We start from the raw sequence: 16958 nt of genomic DNA, 5'->3' as shown, positions 1-16958 counted from the left end.
CCCCAGATGAAGCCCACCCTGCTGCTCGTCGAAGCCCCGGGACCCCACCGGGAGCTGCTGAGTCTGGCCTTCCAGAGCCAGGGTTGGCAGGTGCTCCTGGCCGCGGGGCTGGAGCCCGCGGCGCGCGTGCTGCGCGAGTCCCCGGAGGTGCACCTGGTGATGGTGGGCGCGGGGCTGCTCACCCCCCCCGGGAGTCAAGGCCCGGGCGCGCTGCGCGAGGCGCTGGCCGGGTCGGGCGCGGCGCTCTGGGTGGAGGCGCCGCCGGCGGAGCAGGAGTCCGTGCGCCGGCTGGAGCTGCCGGTGGCGGGCTTCCTCGCGCCGTCCGTGTCGCTGGGCTTCAGACTGGACGCGGTGCGCCAGGCGCTGCCCCCCGCGGTGCTGGAGGCGGCGGGGGCGCCCACCCTGCGGGTGCTGGTGGCGGAGGACGACCCCGTCTTCCGCAAGCTGTTGCAGCTGGCGCTGGCCCCGTTCCGCTTCGAGGTGCTGCTGGCGGAGGACGGGCTGGAGGCGCTGGAGCTGGCGCGGCGGCGGCGGCCGGACATCCTCGTGGCGGACGTGCTGATGCCGCGCCTGGACGGCTACCGGCTGTGCCTGGCGGTGCGCCAGGACCCGAAGCTCGCGCGGGTGCCCGTCATCCTCACGCACGCCACCGCGCCGGACGAGCTGGACCTGCGCATGGCCGCCAACGTGGGGGCCAACGGCTTCGTGCGCAGGGCCCAGGGCGACGACGAGCTGGTGGGGCTGGTGCTGCGCGAGGCGCGCGCGGAAGGGCCCCTGGCCGCGCCGGTGCCCGGCGAGCTGTCCACGGAGGCGCACCTGTATTCGATGGTGCGGCAGCTGGAGCGGCGGGTGGGGCTGCTGGAGCAGGCGGAGCGCCACGCGCGCGAGAGCGAGGAGCGCTACCGGCTGGTGGTGTCCGGCTCCTACGACGGCGTCTGGGACTGGGACGTGCGCCGCCAGACGATGTACTGGAGCCCGCGCCTGCTGGAGATGCTGGGCCTGCAGCCGGAGGACTTCCCGGGCACGTCCGACGCGTTCCTCGCGCGGGTGCACCCGGAGGACCGGGGCGAGGTGGCGTCCGCGCTCGCCCAGCACCTGGAGCAGGGCACGCCCTACGACGTGTCCTTCCGGCTGCGGCACGCGGGTGGGGGCTACCGCTCCTGCGTGAGCCGGGGGCGGGCGCTGCGCGACGCGCAGGGGCGGCCGGTGCGCATGGCGGGCATCATCGGCGACGTGACGGAGCAGCTGCGGATGTACCGCGAGACGCGCGAGGCGGTGCGCGTGCGGGACGAGTTCCTGGCGGTGGCCGCGCACGAGCTGCGCACGCCCCTGGCCGCGCTGCGCCTGCGGGTGCAGGGCACGGCGGCGGCGCTCAAGCTGCGGCACCAGGTGGAGCCGGAGCGGCTGGAGCGCGCGCTGGTGGCGGCGGACCGCCAGGTGCAGCGGCTGGCGGACCTGGTGGAGGGGCTGCTGGACGTGTCGCAGCTGCAGAGCCACGCGCCCCGGCTGAACCTGGGCCCGGTGGACCTCACGCAGGTGGTGCGCGACATGATGACGCGCTCGGAGGAGGCGGCGTCGCGCGCGGGGTGCCGGCTGGTGCTGCGCGAGTCCTCGCCCCTGCTGGGCCGGTGGGACGCGCTGCGGCTGGGCCAGGTGGTGATGCACCTGCTCGCCAACGCGGTGAAGTTCGGGCCGGGCAAGCCCGTGGAGCTGGAGGTCCAGGGCGACGCGGACAGCGCGCTGCTGGTGGTGCGCGACCACGGCATCGGCATCGCGCCGGACCGGGTGGACGGCCTGTTCCGCCGCTTCGAGCGCGCGGTGCCCACGCGGCACTACGGCGGGCTGGGCCTGGGGCTGTACCGCCTGCACCGCATCGTGGAGGCGCACGGCGGTCAGGTGTCCGTGACGAGCACCCCCGGCCAGGGCGCCACCTTCAGCGTGCGCCTGCCCCGCGCGGGCCCTCCCACGCTCCAGGCCTGAGCTTCCCCAGGCCCCCGAGCCCAGGCGGCCCACCGGGCGCTCTGTCCGGTGCCTCACACCGGGCGCAGGTCCCCCTGCTCAGGCTCCCGGGACGACCCATTTTGTCCACCATGGGAAACCGGCCGACCGTCCTGGTGCTCAACGGAAGTGAAGATCTCATCGAGGCGCTGGAGGAGCTGCTGGACGACGCGGGCTTCCAGACGAAGGGGGTCCGCGTGCAGGACCTCGTGCGCGGCCCGTTGGACTTCACCACGCTGGTGCGGGAGACCCGCCCGGCGGTCATCGTCTACGACATCAGCGTGCCCTTCGACCTGAGCTGGAGCGCGTTCCAGAAGCTCGCCGCGTCCCCGGCCGCCGCCGGCATCCCCTTCGTGCTCACCACGACCAACCGGGAGGGCGCGCAGGAGTACACCGGGCCGGACGTCATCGAGTTGCTGTTGAAACCCTATGACATCCAGCAGTTCACCCGGGCGGTGTCGCTGGCGGTGAGCCGGGGCGGTGGCGCGGAAGCAACACGGTGAAGGTGGTGCCCGTCTGCAGCGTGGAGCGCGCCGTGACGGTGCCTCCGTGGGCGCGCACCACCTGCCGCACGATGAAGAGCCCCAGGCCGATGTTGCGGTCCACCCGGCCCTCGGGGTGGGGGACGCCGCGCTCCAGGGGTTCGAAGAGGCGGGGCAGGAAGGTGTCGGGGATGGGGACGCCGGTGTTGTGGACCTCCAGCACCACCCCGCTGTCCTGCCCGTGGCTGCGCACCTGGATGGGTTCGTCCGGAGCGCCGTAGTTCAGCGCGTTGCCCAGCAGGTTGCCCACCACCTGGGCCAGCCGGTCCGCGTCCCACCGGCCCAGGCCGTCGCCGCTGCGGGACACGGTGATGGCGCGGCCGGGGAAGGCGACCTGGGCCTCCTCGACGGCGGCCTCCACCACGGTGTGGAAGTCCATGTCGCGCGGATTCAGGGACAGGCCGCCCTGACGCACCTGGGTGAAGTCCAGCAGGTCGCGCACCATCCGCACGGCCCGCTCGGTGGACAGGATGATGCGGTGCACCTGCTTCTCTTGCACGTCGGTGAGGCCCTCGCGCCGCAGCAGCAGCCGGGCGGTCAGGTGGACGGCGGCCAGGGGGTTTCTCAGGTCGTGGCTCACGATGCCGATGAGCTGGCGCTCGAAGTCGCTGCGCTTCCGGGCCTCCGCCTCCTGTTGCCTGCGCGCGGTGACGTCCTGCAGCGCGCCCACCACCTGCACGGCGTGGCCCCGGCTGTCCCGGACGATGAACGCGCGCTCCTCCACGTCCAGCCAGGTGCCCGCGATGCCCAGGAACCGGTGGGCGCTCTGCCACGTCTCCCCGGTGCCCTCGATGGCCTCCCGGAAGCCCCGCCGGACGGCGGACAGGTCTTCCGGGTGGACGCGCTCGCGCCACCAGGCCTCGCGCGGGATGCGTCCGCTCTGCGGCGTCCCCAGCACGGCGTGGGCGCTGCCGCTCCAGTCCAGGCTGTCCGTCTCCGGCTCCCACTCCCAGATGGCGTCGCGGGTGGCGCGCGCCGCCAGCCGGAAGCGCTGGTCGCTCCTCCAGGCGCGGGCCTCCGCGTTGCGCACCTCCTCCAGCGTGCTCTGGGCGAGCGACAGCGTCTGGCGGGTGCGCTCCAGCGCCGCCGCCGCCTCGCGCGCGCTCTTCTTCTGCTGCCAGCTCCAGCGCGCCAGTCCGTGGACGCGCGCCACCAGCTCCGAGGGGCGGAAGGGCTTGAAGGCGTAGTCGTTGGCGCCCGCGTCCAGGCCCTCCACGACGTCCTCGGGGCGCTGGTGGGAGGTGAGCAGCAGCACGGGCAGCTGGGCGGTGAGGGGCGCGGCGCGAACGAAGCGGCAGACCTCCAGCCCGGTGAGCCCGGGCGTCTCCCGGTCCAGCACCATCACGTCCGGGGGCGCGTGGAAGCTCAGGGCCTCCACCAGCGACGCCCCGTCCGCGAAGTGCTGGACCTCGCACGAGGGGGCCAGCGCCGCCTGGGTGGCGCGCGCCTCCAGCGAGGAGTCCTCCAACAGCCAGACGAGGGGACGTGGAGGGGAGGAGGAGTCGGGACGCATCAGGAAGTAGGGACCTGGGTAACCATCGCGCTCCCCCCTGTCCAGGAAGACCGCCGGTTTCCAAGGTCGTCCCGTGAACAGGCGGACAGGCCTGCCGGCCCGAGGGTGTCCGCGGGCCAGCACCCGCGCGGGAATCGGCGCGGGACCCCCCGGGGATGGAGTCGGGCGTGGCGCAACGTTAGCGTCCTGGTGATGAGCCCGGCCCCACATCCCGACTTCCTGGACGGCGAGGGTGAGCTGCGCGCCCGGATCCGCGCGTTCGACTGGGCCCGGACGCCGCTGGGGCCGCTCGGGGGGTGGCCGGACGTGCTGCGGACCACGCTGGAGCTGGTGCTCGGGTCCACGACGCCGCTGGTGCTGCTCTGGGGCGCGGAAGGGGTGCTGCTCTACAACGACGCGTTCGCGGTGGTCGCGGAGGGGATGCACCCGGGGCTGTTGGGGATGCCGGCGTTGGAGGGGTGGCCGGAGATGGCGGACTTCAACCGCCACGTGCTGGCCACGACGTTCGCGGGCGGCACGGTGACGCTCCGGGACGAGCCCCTGGTGCTCACGCGCAACGGCGTGCCCGAGCACGTCTGGATGGACCTGGACTACAGCCCCGTGCGCGACACGGCGGGGCGGCCCGTGGGCGCGCTGGCGGTGGTGCGGGAGACGACGGCGCGCGTGCGGCTGGAGCGCCAGCTGCGCGACAACGAGTCCCGGATGAGGTTCGCGCTGAAGGCCGGGCGGCTGGGGTCGTGGGAGCTGGACCTGACCACGCTGACGCTCACCGCCTCCGCGACGTGCAAGGCGAACTTCGGGCGGGGGCCGGAGGCGCCGCTCAGCTACGAGGAGTTGCAGGCCGCCATCCACCCGGAGGACGTGGGGCGGATGCGGGCGGCCGTGGCGCGCATGCTCCAGGCGCGGGTGGAGTCCGACCTCGACACCCGCGTGGTGTGGCCGGACGGCTCGGTGCACTGGGTGTCGATGCAGGCGCGGCCCCTCCCCGGGCCGGACGGCCGGGTGGCGCGGCTGATGGGCGCGTCGCGGGACATCACCGAGCGCCGGCAGGCGGAAGCGGGGCTGCGCGAGCTCAACGAGACCCTGGAGGCGCGCGTCACGGAGCGCACCGCCGAGCGCGACCTGATGTGGCGGCTCAGCCACGACCTGATGATCGTCGTGGCCCTGGAGCACGACGGGCACATCATCGCCGCCAACCCCGCCTGGGAGCGGCTGCTGGGGTGGAAGGAGGCGGAGCTGGTGGGGACGCCGGTGGTGAACTTCATCCATCCCGACGACCTGGCGCACTCCACCGCGTACGTGGAGGCGCTCCACGACGAGGCGTCGGCCCGCCGCACGGACAACCGCTACCGGCACAAGGATGGGCGGTGGCGGTGGATCTCCTGGTCGGCGGTGGAGACGGGCCAGGGGACGTTGATGGCGCTGGGCCGGGACGTCACCGAGGAGCGCGAGTCGCGCGAGGCGCTGGCCCACGCGGAGACCGCGCTGCGGCAGGCGCAGAAGATGGAGGCGGTGGGGCAGCTCACGGGCGGCATCGCGCACGACTTCAACAACCTGCTGCAGGGCATCGTCGGGTCGCTGGGGCTGCTCCAGAAGCGCCTCCACCAGGGGCGCACGCTGGAACTGGACCGGTTCATCACCAGCGCGATGAGCTCCGCGCAGCGGGCCGCGGCGCTGACGCACCGGCTGCTGGCGTTCTCGCGGTTGCAGCCCCTGGATCCCAAGCCGGTGAAGGTGAACCCGCTGGTGTCGTCCATGGAGGACCTGCTGCGCCGGACGCTGGGCGAACAGATGCAGCTGGAGCTGGTGCTCGCGGGCGGGCTGTGGCTCACGCGCTGCGACCCGAACCAGCTGGAGACGGCGGTCCTCAACCTGGCCATCAACGCGCGCGACGCGATGCCCGGCGGGGGGAAGCTCACGGTGGAGACGTGCAACGCGCACCTGGACGCGGCCTACGCGGCGCGCCTCCGGGGCGTGGCGCCGGGCCAGTACGTGTGCGTGAGCGTCAGCGACACGGGGACGGGGATGACGCCGGAGGTGCTGGAGCGGGCGTTCGAGCCGTTCTTCACCACCAAGCCGCTGGGGCAGGGCACGGGGCTGGGCCTGTCGATGATCTACGGCTTCGCGCGCCAGTCGGAGGGCTCCGTGCAGCTCTACAGCCAGGCCGGGCAGGGCACGACGGTGAAGCTGTACCTGCCGCGCTACGTGGGGGAGCGCAAGGCGGAGGAGGCGCAGGAGCCCGGGGGGCTCACCGACGCGCACGTGGCCGAGGCGGGTGAGACGGTCCTGGTGGTGGAGGACGAGGAGGTCATCCGGGCGCTCATCGTGGAGGTGCTGCGGGAGCTGGGCTATCGCGCGCTGGAGGCGGGCGACGGGACGGAGGGCCTGCGGCTCTTGCGGAGCACGCCCCGGCTGGACCTGCTGGTGACGGACATGGGGCTGCCGGGGTTGAACGGCCGGCAGCTGGCGGAAGTGGGGCGCAGCGAGCGTCCGGGGCTCAAGGTGTTGTTCATGACGGGCTACGCGGAGAACGCGGCGGTGGCGTCCGGGTTCCTGGAGCCGGGCATGGCGATGATGACCAAGCCCTTCGCCATGGAGGCGCTGGCCACGCGGATCCGGGACATGATCCAGCAGCGCTAGCGCGGCAACCCTGCTCCGTCCAACAGCTCGCGCACTGTCTCCGCCAATGACACATGCAACAGAAGTGGCGATGCCCCACTCCGGCTCCCAGGCCAGCGCCAGGGTGCTCACGAGCTGGGAGAGCGTCAGTGAGGAGAGGAGTCGTCCCGCTGCAGGCCCGCTCGACCGATTCATGTCGTCCGGTCCAGTAGGCGCCAGCGTAATAGCTCGGCCATCCCGGTGTGCTCCCTCAATCCACGCTGGAGAGGAGCACACCGGAGGAGCATGACGGCCCCCTACCGGACACCGGGCCCGATGCCGCTCAGGACGTGGCGGGCGGCATGAGCTCCGCCCGGGCCAGCAGGTCGCGCACGCGCCGCGCCAACGCGATGTGTTCGGGGTTGGCCACCGTGAAGCGTTCGGGGGTCAGGACGATCAGCGTCCCCCTTCCCTCGACTGGCTCGATGCGCACAGGAGCAGGAAGCGGCGGCACCGTGCCCAGACGGGACGAGAGATAGGTCATCCATCCCAAGGAGAAAGGCGAGGTATCGGATTCGGGGAATGCATCCTCATAAGAGTCCGACATGGCAAACGCCCAATCTGGCTCCCATGAATGAACCATGCTGCGCACCACGCCTGTGAGCGCAGGGACTGTGAGGATCCGTGCCGCGTCGGGTCCCTTCCTCGGGAGGGGCATCACGCAGGAGTTCGGGTTGGCGCCGCTGTAATCCCCGCAGGTGATACGCAGATCGACGCCATCCCCATCAGAGCCCCCATTGCCGAACCACAAGCTATAGCCAAGCTGCTCGATGACAGGCCCCCCCCGCTCTCTGTTGACGCCACGCCGGAACAACTCCGCAAGAGCAGGTACTTCGGGTGGCATCAATGAATGTTTGCGCACATCCTTGAGTGACCGGGCGGGCTTGTACCAATGGGCCAGGAATTGATCGCATCGGGCCAGGAGATTGAGGAAGTCTGCCGTGCGCCTGGCGCATTCCTCGGCTGTTTCCCTGCGGGGGCCCCAGTAGGCGCCTGCGTAGTAGGTCTCAGGGTAGGTCCTGGGCTCTGGCTTCGCGGTCACGGTGTTTTCCTCAAAGCGCCGGTGTGTAGACGACTTCAATTCCCTTGATTCGACTCCGCATCAACAGCTTCCGGATGGCATCCGCAGCCTGTTGCTCCGCAACATGCCATTTGATGGGAAGTCCTATGCTTTTGACTTTCTCGCTCTGTCTTCTTGCTTGATCAACAAGGGCTTGGGCCCCTGAATGACGGAACCACTCTTTCGGGTCCAGATCATCGAAGAACCTGACATACCCCGGTCCCTTCGCCTCCAGCAGTGCGCCCTTCTCGATGCCGTCGAACTTCACACCGCCCGCCTGCGTGCGCGGCTTGCCCAGTTGCCTCCATACTCGGGTGAAGACGCAGTGAAGGAGGTTCAACAAGCCCTCGCGGAAGCGGATCACCAGCTCTGGGATATCGATGTGCCGGAGGATGAGGGCGGGATTGCCGTGCCCATCCTCGACATTCTCAGCCAAGACGAGATTCCGACCGAGCCCGCGCTCCGCCAGGACTCGCGGAGGCTGGCCACGACGAAGCGCTACCCAGACGAAGTGACGACCGCACCCGGAGCTGGAACGCATCGCGCTGGAAGACGGCAGCCAACAGGCTGAAGCGCTGATTCTCGCCTCCCTGGCAGTCAGTGCAGGCTGACCGTGGTGCGCAGGAGCGCCAGGTACGTCCAGTCGCGCGTGGGCTCCTCCACGGGCGGGGTGTCGTAGTGGTCCACGTAGCCCGCGACGCCCACGCCCAGGAAGCCCGTCACCCACCAGTGGAAGCTCACCGCGCCCCCCGTCGCGCCGCCGGGCACCACGTCCGCCGCGCTCCGGCCCAGCCACAGCCGCTCGAAGCGCGCGGCCACTTCCAGTGAGCCGGAGGGGATGCCCTCGGAGCCCACGCCCGCGAGCGCCTGGGGCCACTGCGCGCCCTCGCGCGGCTTGCCCCTGAGCACCCAGGACGCCTCCACGCCCAGGCCCTGGCTGCTCATCGTGGGCAGGGACTCGCGGGGCGTGGCCGGGTTGCCGTCCGTGTCGCGCGAGCGGTGCTCCCACGCGGCCGCCGCCTGCACGTCCACGCGCACCCCGCCCGCGTCCAGTCGGCCGTGCGCCTCGGTCACCGTGCGATAGCCGGACACCGGCGGTGCCCGGTAGAAGAGGAAGCCCTGCGGCAGCCGCCCTCCGATGCCGGGCCGGTCGAAGGCGTCCTCCACGTGCGCGCCCGCGCCCACGCGCACCCCGCCCGCGTGCACGTCCAGGCGCGCGTCCACGGAGGGCTGCGGGTTGTCGTTGCCCAACGGACTGCCGGAGCCGTTGCCCACGCGCAGCCAGCCCTCCAGCGGCAGGGTGGTGGGCATCCACTGCGCCTCCAGCCCCAGGTCGCGGCGGGGCCAGAACGCGCTCGTCACCAGGGACAGCTCCGGGACGGGGAGCGTCTCGATGCTCTGGTCTCGCGCGGTGGGGAACAGCGGCGTCTTCGCGTAGCCCAGGGACAGGCGCAGGCCCTGGATGACGGTCAGGTCCACGTACGCGTCGATGATGGCGGGCTTCTCCTGCGCCCACTCCGCGGTGCCCACGGCGGACAGCCAGGACACGGGCTCGCCCCGGGCGCCCAGGCGGAAGCGGGCCAGGTTGAAGCCGTTGTGGCCTTCGAGGTCGTCCACGTGCACGCGGTAGTCCACCTCGCCCACCAGCGTGGGGACGATGCGGGGCCCTTCCGCGCGGGCGGCCGGGGCCGCCACGAGCGCCAGGGCGAGGAACGGGAGCGGGCGACTCATTCTTCGGAGGGGAGGATGCGCAGGGTGTGGGCGGTGCCGTCTTCCGGGGTGCCGTCGTGGTCGGCGACGAAGAGGCGCTTGTTCTTCGCGTCGTAGGCGATGCCGTGCGGCTGCTGGAAGCCACCGGCCAGCACGCTCACCTCACCCGACTGGCTGATGCTCAGCACGGTACCGTCGCGGCTGCCGGTGAGCAGTGTGTTGTTGGGGCCCACGGCCAGCAGGTCCGGGCTGGACAGCGTGGCGAAGGGGACCAGCTGCGACGGCGCGGACAGTGGCGAGCGATACACCTTGTTCGCCAGCTGGTCGCTGATGAACAGCGTGTCGCCCACCGCGAGCACGCCCACGGGCTTCACCAGCGCTCCCACCACCTCCTGCTCGGTGCCCTCCAGGGTCAGCCGGGCCACGCTGCCCACGTTGACGTTGTTGTTGCGCACGAAGTAGCCATCCAGCAGCTGGCCGTCCTGGGTGACGGTGATGCCGATGCGGCGGCGCTCGCGGGGCAGGTTGGGGATCACCGCGGAGGTGCCGTCCGGCCGGACGTAGACGACGTCGCCCGCGGTGCCCCCGCCGAAGCGCACCACCACCAGCGTGCCGTCCGACAGCCGCGCCAGCGCGCCCAGGCCCGGGCTGGCCGCCGCCGGAGGCAGGTCCGCCACCAACGAGATGCCCTCGCCGTCGCGGTACTTGAGCACACGGTTGTGCTCGTCGTCGGCCATGTAGAGCGTGGCGCTGTCCGCGTCCCACCACAGGCCGTTGGGGTCGCCGTCCACGGCGATGGTCTTGGGGCCGCGCTCCACCGGCGTCTCGTCCGGAGGCGGCTGCACCGCGGGGGGGGAGGAGCAGCCCGCGACGGCCAGCGTCATGCCCAGCAGGGCAGGGAAGAGGATTCGCATGGGCGCCTTCCATATCGCGGAACGGACGCAGTGCCGAGTGACCAGCACCCGACGCCGGGACGCAGGGTCGCGCGCGCCAGACATCCGTCGCGAAGGGCCGGATCCACGGACGCGCCTCCAGGTGACGGGGGAACTCGAGCCCATCCCCTCCGCACCCTCCGCGCACCGACTCTTCGCGCTGCTCGCTCGCTGGACGGGAGCACCCGTCCACCTTGTGATGGGATGTGGACGCGAACTCCCAGGCGTGGAGCGACGCGCGGCTGGAGGCCCTCCCGGGCGTCGACGCGGACCACCTTGAAGTCCGCTGCGCCGCAGCGGCGGGGCGCAAGGTGGCGCGGGCGTGAGCGCGGACGTCTGCGCGCGCCCCGTCGGGGATGCGCGTGCCTTCCGGCTGGTGGGGGACGGCGGAGATGTGGCCGAGGCCAACGCCTTCCTGCGCTCACTGGCGCTGCGCGGGCTGGCCCCGCGCACCGTGCGCGCCTACGCGATGGACTTCGTGCGGGAGGGGTAAAGCGCTCACGGTTCGCGAGCTCACTGATGCGGCGCTGCTCGACTTCATTGGTGCCCAGCGGGAGGCCGCGGCCCAGCCTCGCTCCATCAACCGGCGCCTCACCACCGCGAGGCTGCTGTGCGGACTGCGCTCGCACGAGGTGCTGGCACTGCGCGTGGAGGACGTGTCGAACGTGGACAACCGCCTGCGCGTGCGCAAGAAGCTGCTGCCGGAGACTGCGGAGCATTTCCTCACCTCGTTGGCGCCGACGCTCGCGCCCGCCACCCGCGAGCAATACCGGGTCAGCCTGCGGGCCCTCCATGACTGGCTCGAAGCGCAAAGGGTGGCCATCGGGGGGGGAGCGGCAGCACCTGCAGCGGTGGTTTCAGCATCCGCACGACAGGGGGCAGGCCCCGGCCACGCGCGTGAACATCATCGCCGCGGTCCGTGTCTACCTGGCCCAGCCAGGTGCCGAAGGGAAAAGCGGGCGGATCAGCCGGTTGACTTCGGCTGCGCCGTCGGAAGCCACTGCAGAATCATAGGGTGTACTCTTGCGGGCGGATCATCCGGAGCGTGTGATTTGATTTTAGGATGTTTTGCTATGTGCCCCAGTGCGCCCCTCCAGAGTGGATTGAGGGGCACGCCAGGAAACTCCGTGGGACATGGCGGGATGGAGGCCTGAGAGAAGGCCCTTCGCCATGGAGGCGCTGGCCACGCGCATCCGGGACATGATCCAGCAGCGCTAGCGCCCGGTGGCCTCGCGGGGCAGCCGCACCGTGAAGGTGGTGCCCTGCTCCGGGGTGGACGTCACGTCGATGGAGCCCCCGTGCGCGTCCACGATGTGCCGCACGATGTAGAGCCCCAGCCCCACGCTGCGCGTCGTGCGGTCCATGCCCGGCGCCCCGCGCTGCATGGGCTGGAAGAGGCGGGGCAAGAGGTCCGCCGGGATGGGGTCGCCCGCGTTGTGCACCTCCAGCACGGCGGTGTCCCCGCTGCCCTGGAGGCGCGTGGTGATGGGGGTGCCCTCCGGTGAGTCCTTCGCCCATGAGGCCAGGCCCCTCACCGTCTGGACGCGGACAGAAGGGCGCTTCAGTGGCGGTTGTCGAACTGGATGCCGTCCCGCACGGAGGAGATGGCCTGCTCCGTGAGGCTGATGGCCTTCGCGCGGTGGCCGCCCTTGTCGCTGGTGGCGGCGCGCAGGTCCGAAAGCGCGGCCTCCAGGTGCGCGAGCGCGTCGCGCATGCGCGGCTGGCGCTCGGCGTAGGCGTGGTTGGTGGCGCAGCCCAGGAAGAAGGCGACGGTGGCGGTGGCGGCGACGATGGAGCGGCGCATGGGGACTCCCGGAAGCAATGGCGGAGAAGAAGCTCCGCCGCGTGTTTCCGTGATGAACCCGGGGGCGCCGGAAAGGTTGCGGGGATTCTTTTCCCGCGTCAGTTCCACGCCAGCCGCACCCCCTCCCCTCCTCCTTGACGCCCTCGCGGTGCAGCAGCATCCCCGGGCCTCGTCGAGGGGCCGGTGCGCGGTGCGGGTCTCCTGCTTCAACCCGTCGGGGTCATCCGGGAGCGCAGGAGCACCCGCGCCGGGGCCCCGTCCCCGTGAGCGAGCCGCAATGGCAGACACACCATCTCGTAGCGCCCGGGCTCCACCTGTCCCAGGTCCAGCCCTTCGATGATGCACACGCCCGCCTCCAGCAGGACCCGGTGCGTGGCCTCCCCCTCCTCCAGGCCCGCGATGGACAGGTAGTCGATGCCCACCGTGCGCACCCTCGCTTCCACCAGGAAGCGCGCCCCCCCGGTCGACAGGTAGGTGAAGTCCGGCCGGAAGTGGGACGTGTCCCAGCGGCGGGAGGAGTTGGCCGTCTTGAACAGCAGGCGCTCGCCGCGCGCCGGCAGGTGCTCGCGCAGCGCGTCCGCGGTGATGGCCGGGCCGCGCGGCAGGGACAGCACCCGCACGTCCCCCATCAGCCGGTCGAGCGGCAGCGCGTCCACGCCCACGCCTCCCGGAAGGAAGTGCACGGGCGCGTCCACGTGGGTGCCGGAGTGGACGCCCAGCGACAGGTGCGACACGTTGGCCGCGTCCCCCTTCAAGAGCGAGAGGTGGTGGCGCACCTGGATGGGCGGGTTGTCCGGCCAGTGCACCATCCCGTCGCGGACCGGCACCGTCACGTCCACCCAGGGAGCGCCGCCTCTTGCGACCTCGAGCGTCGAATGCGGAGGCATGCCTCAAGCGTAGGCACGCGGCGGGCGCGAAGGACGCGGGCGCGGACGGCCTGCTCCAACGGCCGCCCTGCACGGGAGGGCTGTCCTGCCTTGCGCTGCTAGCCCTTGCCGGGCGGCCTGACGCCGTCGCGGGGCAGCTTCACCGTGAAGGTGGTGCCCTGCTCCGGGGTGGACGTCACGTCGATGGAGCCCCCGTGCGCGTCCACGATGTGCCGCACGATGTAGAGCCCCAGCCCCACGCTGCGCGTCGTGCGGTCCATGCCCGGCGCCCCGCGCTGCATGGGCTGGAAGAGGCGGCGCAGCAGGTCCGGCGCGATGGGGTCGCCCGCGTTGTGCACCTCCAGGACGGCGCTCCGGGGCGTTCCCCCCACGCGCACCGTCACCGGCGTGTCCTCCGGCGAGTACTTCAGCGCGTTGCTGACCAGGTTGGTGAGCACCTGCGCGATGCGGTCGGGGTCCCAGCAACCCCGCGTCCCGGTGCCCGTCGTGACCGTGCGCAGGACGCGCTCCGGGAAGTTCACCTGCACCTCCTCCGCCACCTGCTGCACGACCGTGGCCAGGTCCAGGTCCTGGCAGTGCACCGGGATGCCCCCGCCCACGCGCGCCTGGGTGAAGTCGAGCAGGTCGCGGATCATCCGCACCGCCCGCTCGGCGGAGGCCTGGATGCGCAGGACGGCCTTGGTGGAGCGCTCGTCCAGCTCGTCGCGCCGCAGCAGCGACGACGTGCCCAGGAGGATGGCGCTCAGGGGGTTGCGCAGGTCGTGGGACACGATGCCCACCAGGTACTGCTCGAACTCCGCGCGCTGCCGGGCCTCGGCCTCCGCGAGCTTGTGCTCCGTCACGTCCAGCGCCGTGCCCACGAAGCGCACGGGCTGGCCGTCCGGCCCGAAGTGGATCTGCCCCCGCCCGGAGACCCACCGCACCTTCTGGCCGTCCCCCACGGGCGTCTTCACGCGGAACTCGCACGCGTACTCACCGGAGCCCTTGCGCGCGATGGCCTCCGCCAGCGCCTGCTTCACCATCTCCCGGTCCTCCTCGAGGACGAACTGCATGGCCTCCTCGAGCGACACCTCGCTGTCCGGGGGCAGGCCCAGCAGGGCGCGGAAGCGGGGGTTCCAGGAGGACTCCCCCGTGACGGGATTGACGTCCCAGCTGCCCATGTCCGCCGCGTCCAGCGCCAGCCGCAGCCGCTCCTCGCTGACGCGCAGCGTGCCGGCCAGCGCCTCCGTGCGCTGCCGGGCCCGCACGCTGTCGGTGACCTCGGTGGCGACGACGAGGATGCCCTCCACGGCGCCCTCCGCGCTCAGCAGCGGCTGGTAGACGAGGTTGAAGTACACGTCCTCCAGCGCTCCACCCGGTGCCCGCGCCAGCCGCACGTGCAGCTCCTGGCCCACGTAGGGCTCGCCCGTGGTGAACACCCCGTCCAGCAGCTCCTGGATGCCCTGGCCCTGCACCTCCGGCAGCGCCTCCAGCACCGGGCGGTGCAGCAGCTGGGCGCGCGTGCGTCCCCAGAGCTGGAGGATGCGGGGGTTGGCCAGCTCCACGACGTGCGTGGGGCCCTGGAAGATGGCGAGCGCGACGGGCGCTTGATGCAGGAGCGTGTTGAGCCGCTCCAGCTCCCTGTCCGCCTGGACGCGCGCCGTCCGCGCCTCCTGGAGGAGCCGTTCGCGGTCCTCGGGGTGGAGGCGCGCGACCCACCAGTCCACGGTCGGCCCCGCCTCCTCCGGCGCGAAGCCGGTCAGGTCCCGCATCCCCCCGCTCCAGGTGAGTTGCTCCGTGACGAGGTCCCAATCCCAGACAGCGTCGGCGGCCGCCTGGGTCGCCAGCCGGTAGCGCGTCTCCGCCGCCGCCAACTGCTCGTGGGCTTCGTGCAGCTTCCCCATCAGCAGCGCGCGGTCGAGGATGCCGGAGAGGTGCTCCACCAGCGTCTCGAAGAAGCGCCTGGTCCGCGGCGGCACGGGGCGCCCCTCCGCGAAGCCCACGCACAGCACGCCCATCAGCTCGCCGTGGGGCCACAGGCGCAAGCCCAGCAGCGTGCTCCAGCCCCGCGCGTCCAGGCCCTCGCGCTCGGACTCGGCCAGCCCGTGCGCCTGGGCCAGCACCAGGGGCTCCTCCGAGCGGGCCACCCTCGCCAGGAAGGACGGCCCCCCGGAGTCCACCCGCGGCCGGTCGGGGCGCGGGGCGTCGTGCTCCGTGTGGGTGACGGCGACCAGCCTCCGGCCCTCCGGCTCGCCGTCCGGATCCACGAGGAACAGCTCCCCCCCGGAGGCCTTCAGCGCGCGGCAGAGGGTGTCCACCAGGGGCTTGAGCCGCGCGTGCAGGTCCTCTCGCGCCGCCAGTCGCCGGGGTGCCAGCGCGTCCAGCTGTCGCAGGAAGCGCTTCTCACGCTGACAGTCCTCCAGCGTGTAGCCGGAGAAGAGGGCGACCACGTGGTCTATCGCCTCCTCCAGCTGCTGGAAGAGGCACTGGAGCTCCGGGGCGGAGGGCTGCTGCCCGGGCCGCCGGTCCGCCCAGAGCCGGGGGATGAGCCGGCCCAGGAGCGTGTACTCGTCCGTCGCGTCCTCCTGCGTGGCGCCCACCCGCAGGCGCAGGTTGATGTGGGCCTCCTCCAGGCGCCTGCGTGTCTCCAGCCGCTCCGGCGTGGGGCCGTGACGGCAGATGCCGGCCACGGCGTGCAGGTATTCCGGCAGCGTGGTGATGATCTCCGAGGGCTTCAGGCCCTGGCTGCTCTCCCTGCCGCGCGTCTCCTCCACGAAGCGGTGCACCAGCGCTTCCAGGTTCGCTTCGATGAGGTCGGCGAGGAGGTTCATGGGTGTGTCAGGGGACGGTTAGGGGCTCCCGTCCCGGGGCGCAATGGCTGGGCCGGTTCTCGCGGGATGCTGTCGCCAGGCACCCGGCCTGGGGCCAGGTCCCGAGCAGGCGGTTGCGCGAGGGCAAGCGGAGGCGCAAGGCGGCGTCATTGCTGGCGGTACCAGGGCAACCTGCGTAGGCTGGCCCCGTGTTGAGAACGCGGCCCCAGCCCACCATCCTGATCGTCGACGACGAACCGGACCTGCGTGAGGTGGTGGCGGAGTTGCTGGAGATGGAGGACTACGCGGTGTTGCAGGCCGCCAACGGGCAGCTCGCCCTGGACGTCCTGGCCGCCACCTCCGCCCGGCCGTGCATGGTCCTGCTGGACCTGATGATGCCGGTGATGGACGGGTACGAGTTCCTCAACCGCCTGCGCGCGGACGACCGCTACCGCGAGCTGCCGGTGCTGATGCTCACCGCCCACTTCTCCGCCACGGCGCCCCCGGGCACGGTGGGCCTGCTGCGCAAGCCGGTGGACATCACGGAGCTCCTGGCGCTGGTGGCCCGGCACTGCCCTCCCGCCACCTGACGTCCCGCGGCCGGCTCAGGCCGCCGGCAGGGCGTGCACGGCGATGGCGTCCAGGAGCTCCTCCAGCCGCACCGGCTTGCCCAGCCGCCCGGACACGCCCTTGGGCAGCGGCAGGGTGGGGTGCGCCGTCAGCACCAGCACCCGCGTCAGGGGCAGCACGCCCAGCCGGTGCAGGTGTTCGATGAAGGCGTGGCCGTCCATCACCGGCATCACCAGGTCCAGCAGGATGAGCTCCGGGACCCGCTCCAGCCGCGACAGCACGTTCAGCGCGTCCTGCCCGTTGACCGCCGTGAACACCCGGTAGTCTTCCGACTCCAGGATTTCCTTCAGCGCCTCGCGGACATCGCGGTTGTTCTCGACCAGGAGCAGGGTAATGGAGTGTTGCGTGTTGGACACACGCCCACGGTAGGGCAGGGGCTGGAGGAATTCCAGACGCCGGGGGGGCCAGATGCCCGGAGGGCCCGGGAGCGGGCGG

The 16958-nt window shown here is 72.0% G+C and carries 15 protein-coding genes; 5 read left to right on the top strand and 10 right to left on the bottom strand.

What is annotated here, in order from left to right; all coding sequences use genetic code 11:
• Positions 1-6 precede the first annotated feature (6 nt).
• Together D7V93_RS01260 and D7V93_RS01255 are read left to right on the top strand one after the other, a co-directional pair.
• Entirely contained in the window at positions 7-1980 is a 1974-nt protein-coding gene (locus D7V93_RS01260; RefSeq protein ID WP_120641577.1) for an ATP-binding protein, read from the top strand.
• Between the two features lie 110 nt (positions 1981-2090).
• The gene (locus tag D7V93_RS01255; protein ID WP_158623611.1) at positions 2091-2501 is read left to right on the top strand and encodes a hypothetical protein; all 411 of its coding nucleotides are present in this window, start codon (positions 2091-2093) and stop codon (positions 2499-2501) included.
• Here the strand turns inward: D7V93_RS01255 and D7V93_RS01250 are convergent.
• Complete coding sequence (locus D7V93_RS01250; protein WP_120641575.1) at positions 2443-4053, bottom strand: sensor histidine kinase; 1611 nt, start codon at positions 4051-4053, stop codon at positions 2443-2445. The two genes, D7V93_RS01255 and D7V93_RS01250, sit on opposite strands and share 59 nt — an antisense overlap.
• A gap of 192 nt (positions 4054-4245) precedes the next feature.
• Between D7V93_RS01250 and D7V93_RS01245 the strand changes: the two genes are divergently transcribed.
• Complete coding sequence (locus D7V93_RS01245; RefSeq protein ID WP_120641574.1) at positions 4246-6693, top strand: PAS domain-containing hybrid sensor histidine kinase/response regulator; 2448 nt, start codon at positions 4246-4248, stop codon at positions 6691-6693.
• 301 nt (positions 6694-6994) lie between these two features.
• Here the strand turns inward: D7V93_RS01245 and D7V93_RS01240 are convergent, their stop codons facing one another.
• The 4 genes from D7V93_RS01240 to D7V93_RS01225 all read right to left on the bottom strand — a co-directional run bounded on the left by D7V93_RS01240 (position 6995) and on the right by D7V93_RS01225 (position 10395).
• Positions 6995-7753, bottom strand: coding sequence for an immunity 52 family protein (locus tag D7V93_RS01240; protein WP_120641573.1), 759 nt, complete (start codon positions 7751-7753; stop codon positions 6995-6997).
• 10 nt (positions 7754-7763) lie between these two features.
• Positions 7764-8207 carry a Tox-REase-5 domain-containing protein gene (locus tag D7V93_RS01235; protein ID WP_244237047.1) on the bottom strand — a complete coding sequence of 148 codons (444 nt, stop codon included), beginning with the start codon at positions 8205-8207 and terminating at the stop codon, positions 7764-7766.
• A gap of 161 nt (positions 8208-8368) precedes the next feature.
• Complete coding sequence (locus D7V93_RS01230) at positions 8369-9502, bottom strand: putative porin (protein ID WP_120641571.1); 1134 nt, start codon at positions 9500-9502, stop codon at positions 8369-8371.
• Positions 9499-10395 carry an SMP-30/gluconolactonase/LRE family protein gene (locus tag D7V93_RS01225; RefSeq protein WP_120641570.1) on the bottom strand — a complete coding sequence of 299 codons (897 nt, stop codon included), beginning with the start codon at positions 10393-10395 and terminating at the stop codon, positions 9499-9501. Before D7V93_RS01225 ends, D7V93_RS01230 begins: the two co-directional genes overlap by 4 nt.
• 340 nt (positions 10396-10735) lie before the next feature.
• On the opposite strand from D7V93_RS01225, the gene D7V93_RS44735 reads away from it, so the two are divergent.
• A complete protein-coding gene (locus tag D7V93_RS44735) occupies positions 10736-10906 on the top strand; it encodes a hypothetical protein (protein ID WP_158623610.1) in 171 nt (56 codons plus the stop codon).
• A 721-nt stretch (positions 10907-11627) separates the two neighbouring features.
• Here D7V93_RS44735 and D7V93_RS01220 read toward each other — a convergent pair.
• The 4 genes from D7V93_RS01220 to D7V93_RS01205 form a co-directional block, all read right to left on the bottom strand.
• Positions 11628-11948 (bottom strand): sensor histidine kinase, encoded by a 321-nt coding sequence (locus tag D7V93_RS01220; RefSeq protein WP_244237046.1) that lies wholly within the window; start codon positions 11946-11948, stop codon positions 11628-11630.
• Between the two features lie 26 nt (positions 11949-11974).
• The gene (locus D7V93_RS01215; protein WP_120641569.1) at positions 11975-12217 is read right to left on the bottom strand and encodes a hypothetical protein; all 243 of its coding nucleotides are present in this window, start codon (positions 12215-12217) and stop codon (positions 11975-11977) included.
• Between the two features lie 206 nt (positions 12218-12423).
• A complete protein-coding gene (locus D7V93_RS01210; RefSeq protein WP_120641568.1) occupies positions 12424-13104 on the bottom strand; it encodes a cyclase family protein in 681 nt (226 codons plus the stop codon).
• 98 nt (positions 13105-13202) lie between these two features.
• Complete coding sequence (locus D7V93_RS01205) at positions 13203-15914, bottom strand: ATP-binding protein (protein WP_120641567.1); 2712 nt, start codon at positions 15912-15914, stop codon at positions 13203-13205.
• A gap of 188 nt (positions 15915-16102) precedes the next feature.
• Between D7V93_RS01205 and D7V93_RS01200 the strand changes: the two genes are divergently transcribed.
• The gene (locus D7V93_RS01200) at positions 16103-16483 is read left to right on the top strand and encodes a response regulator (protein WP_120641566.1); all 381 of its coding nucleotides are present in this window, start codon (positions 16103-16105) and stop codon (positions 16481-16483) included.
• A gap of 15 nt (positions 16484-16498) precedes the next feature.
• Here D7V93_RS01200 and D7V93_RS01195 read toward each other — a convergent pair whose 3' ends face one another.
• Entirely contained in the window at positions 16499-16879 is a 381-nt protein-coding gene (locus D7V93_RS01195) for a response regulator (RefSeq protein WP_120641565.1), read from the bottom strand.
• Positions 16880-16958: the final 79 nt, after the last annotated feature.

The organism is Corallococcus llansteffanensis (assembly GCF_003612055.1).
Taxonomy (GTDB): domain Bacteria; phylum Myxococcota; class Myxococcia; order Myxococcales; family Myxococcaceae; genus Corallococcus; species Corallococcus llansteffanensis.
Note: the sequence above shows the minus strand (reverse complement) of the source record. Positions and strands in the feature narration are given on the sequence as shown.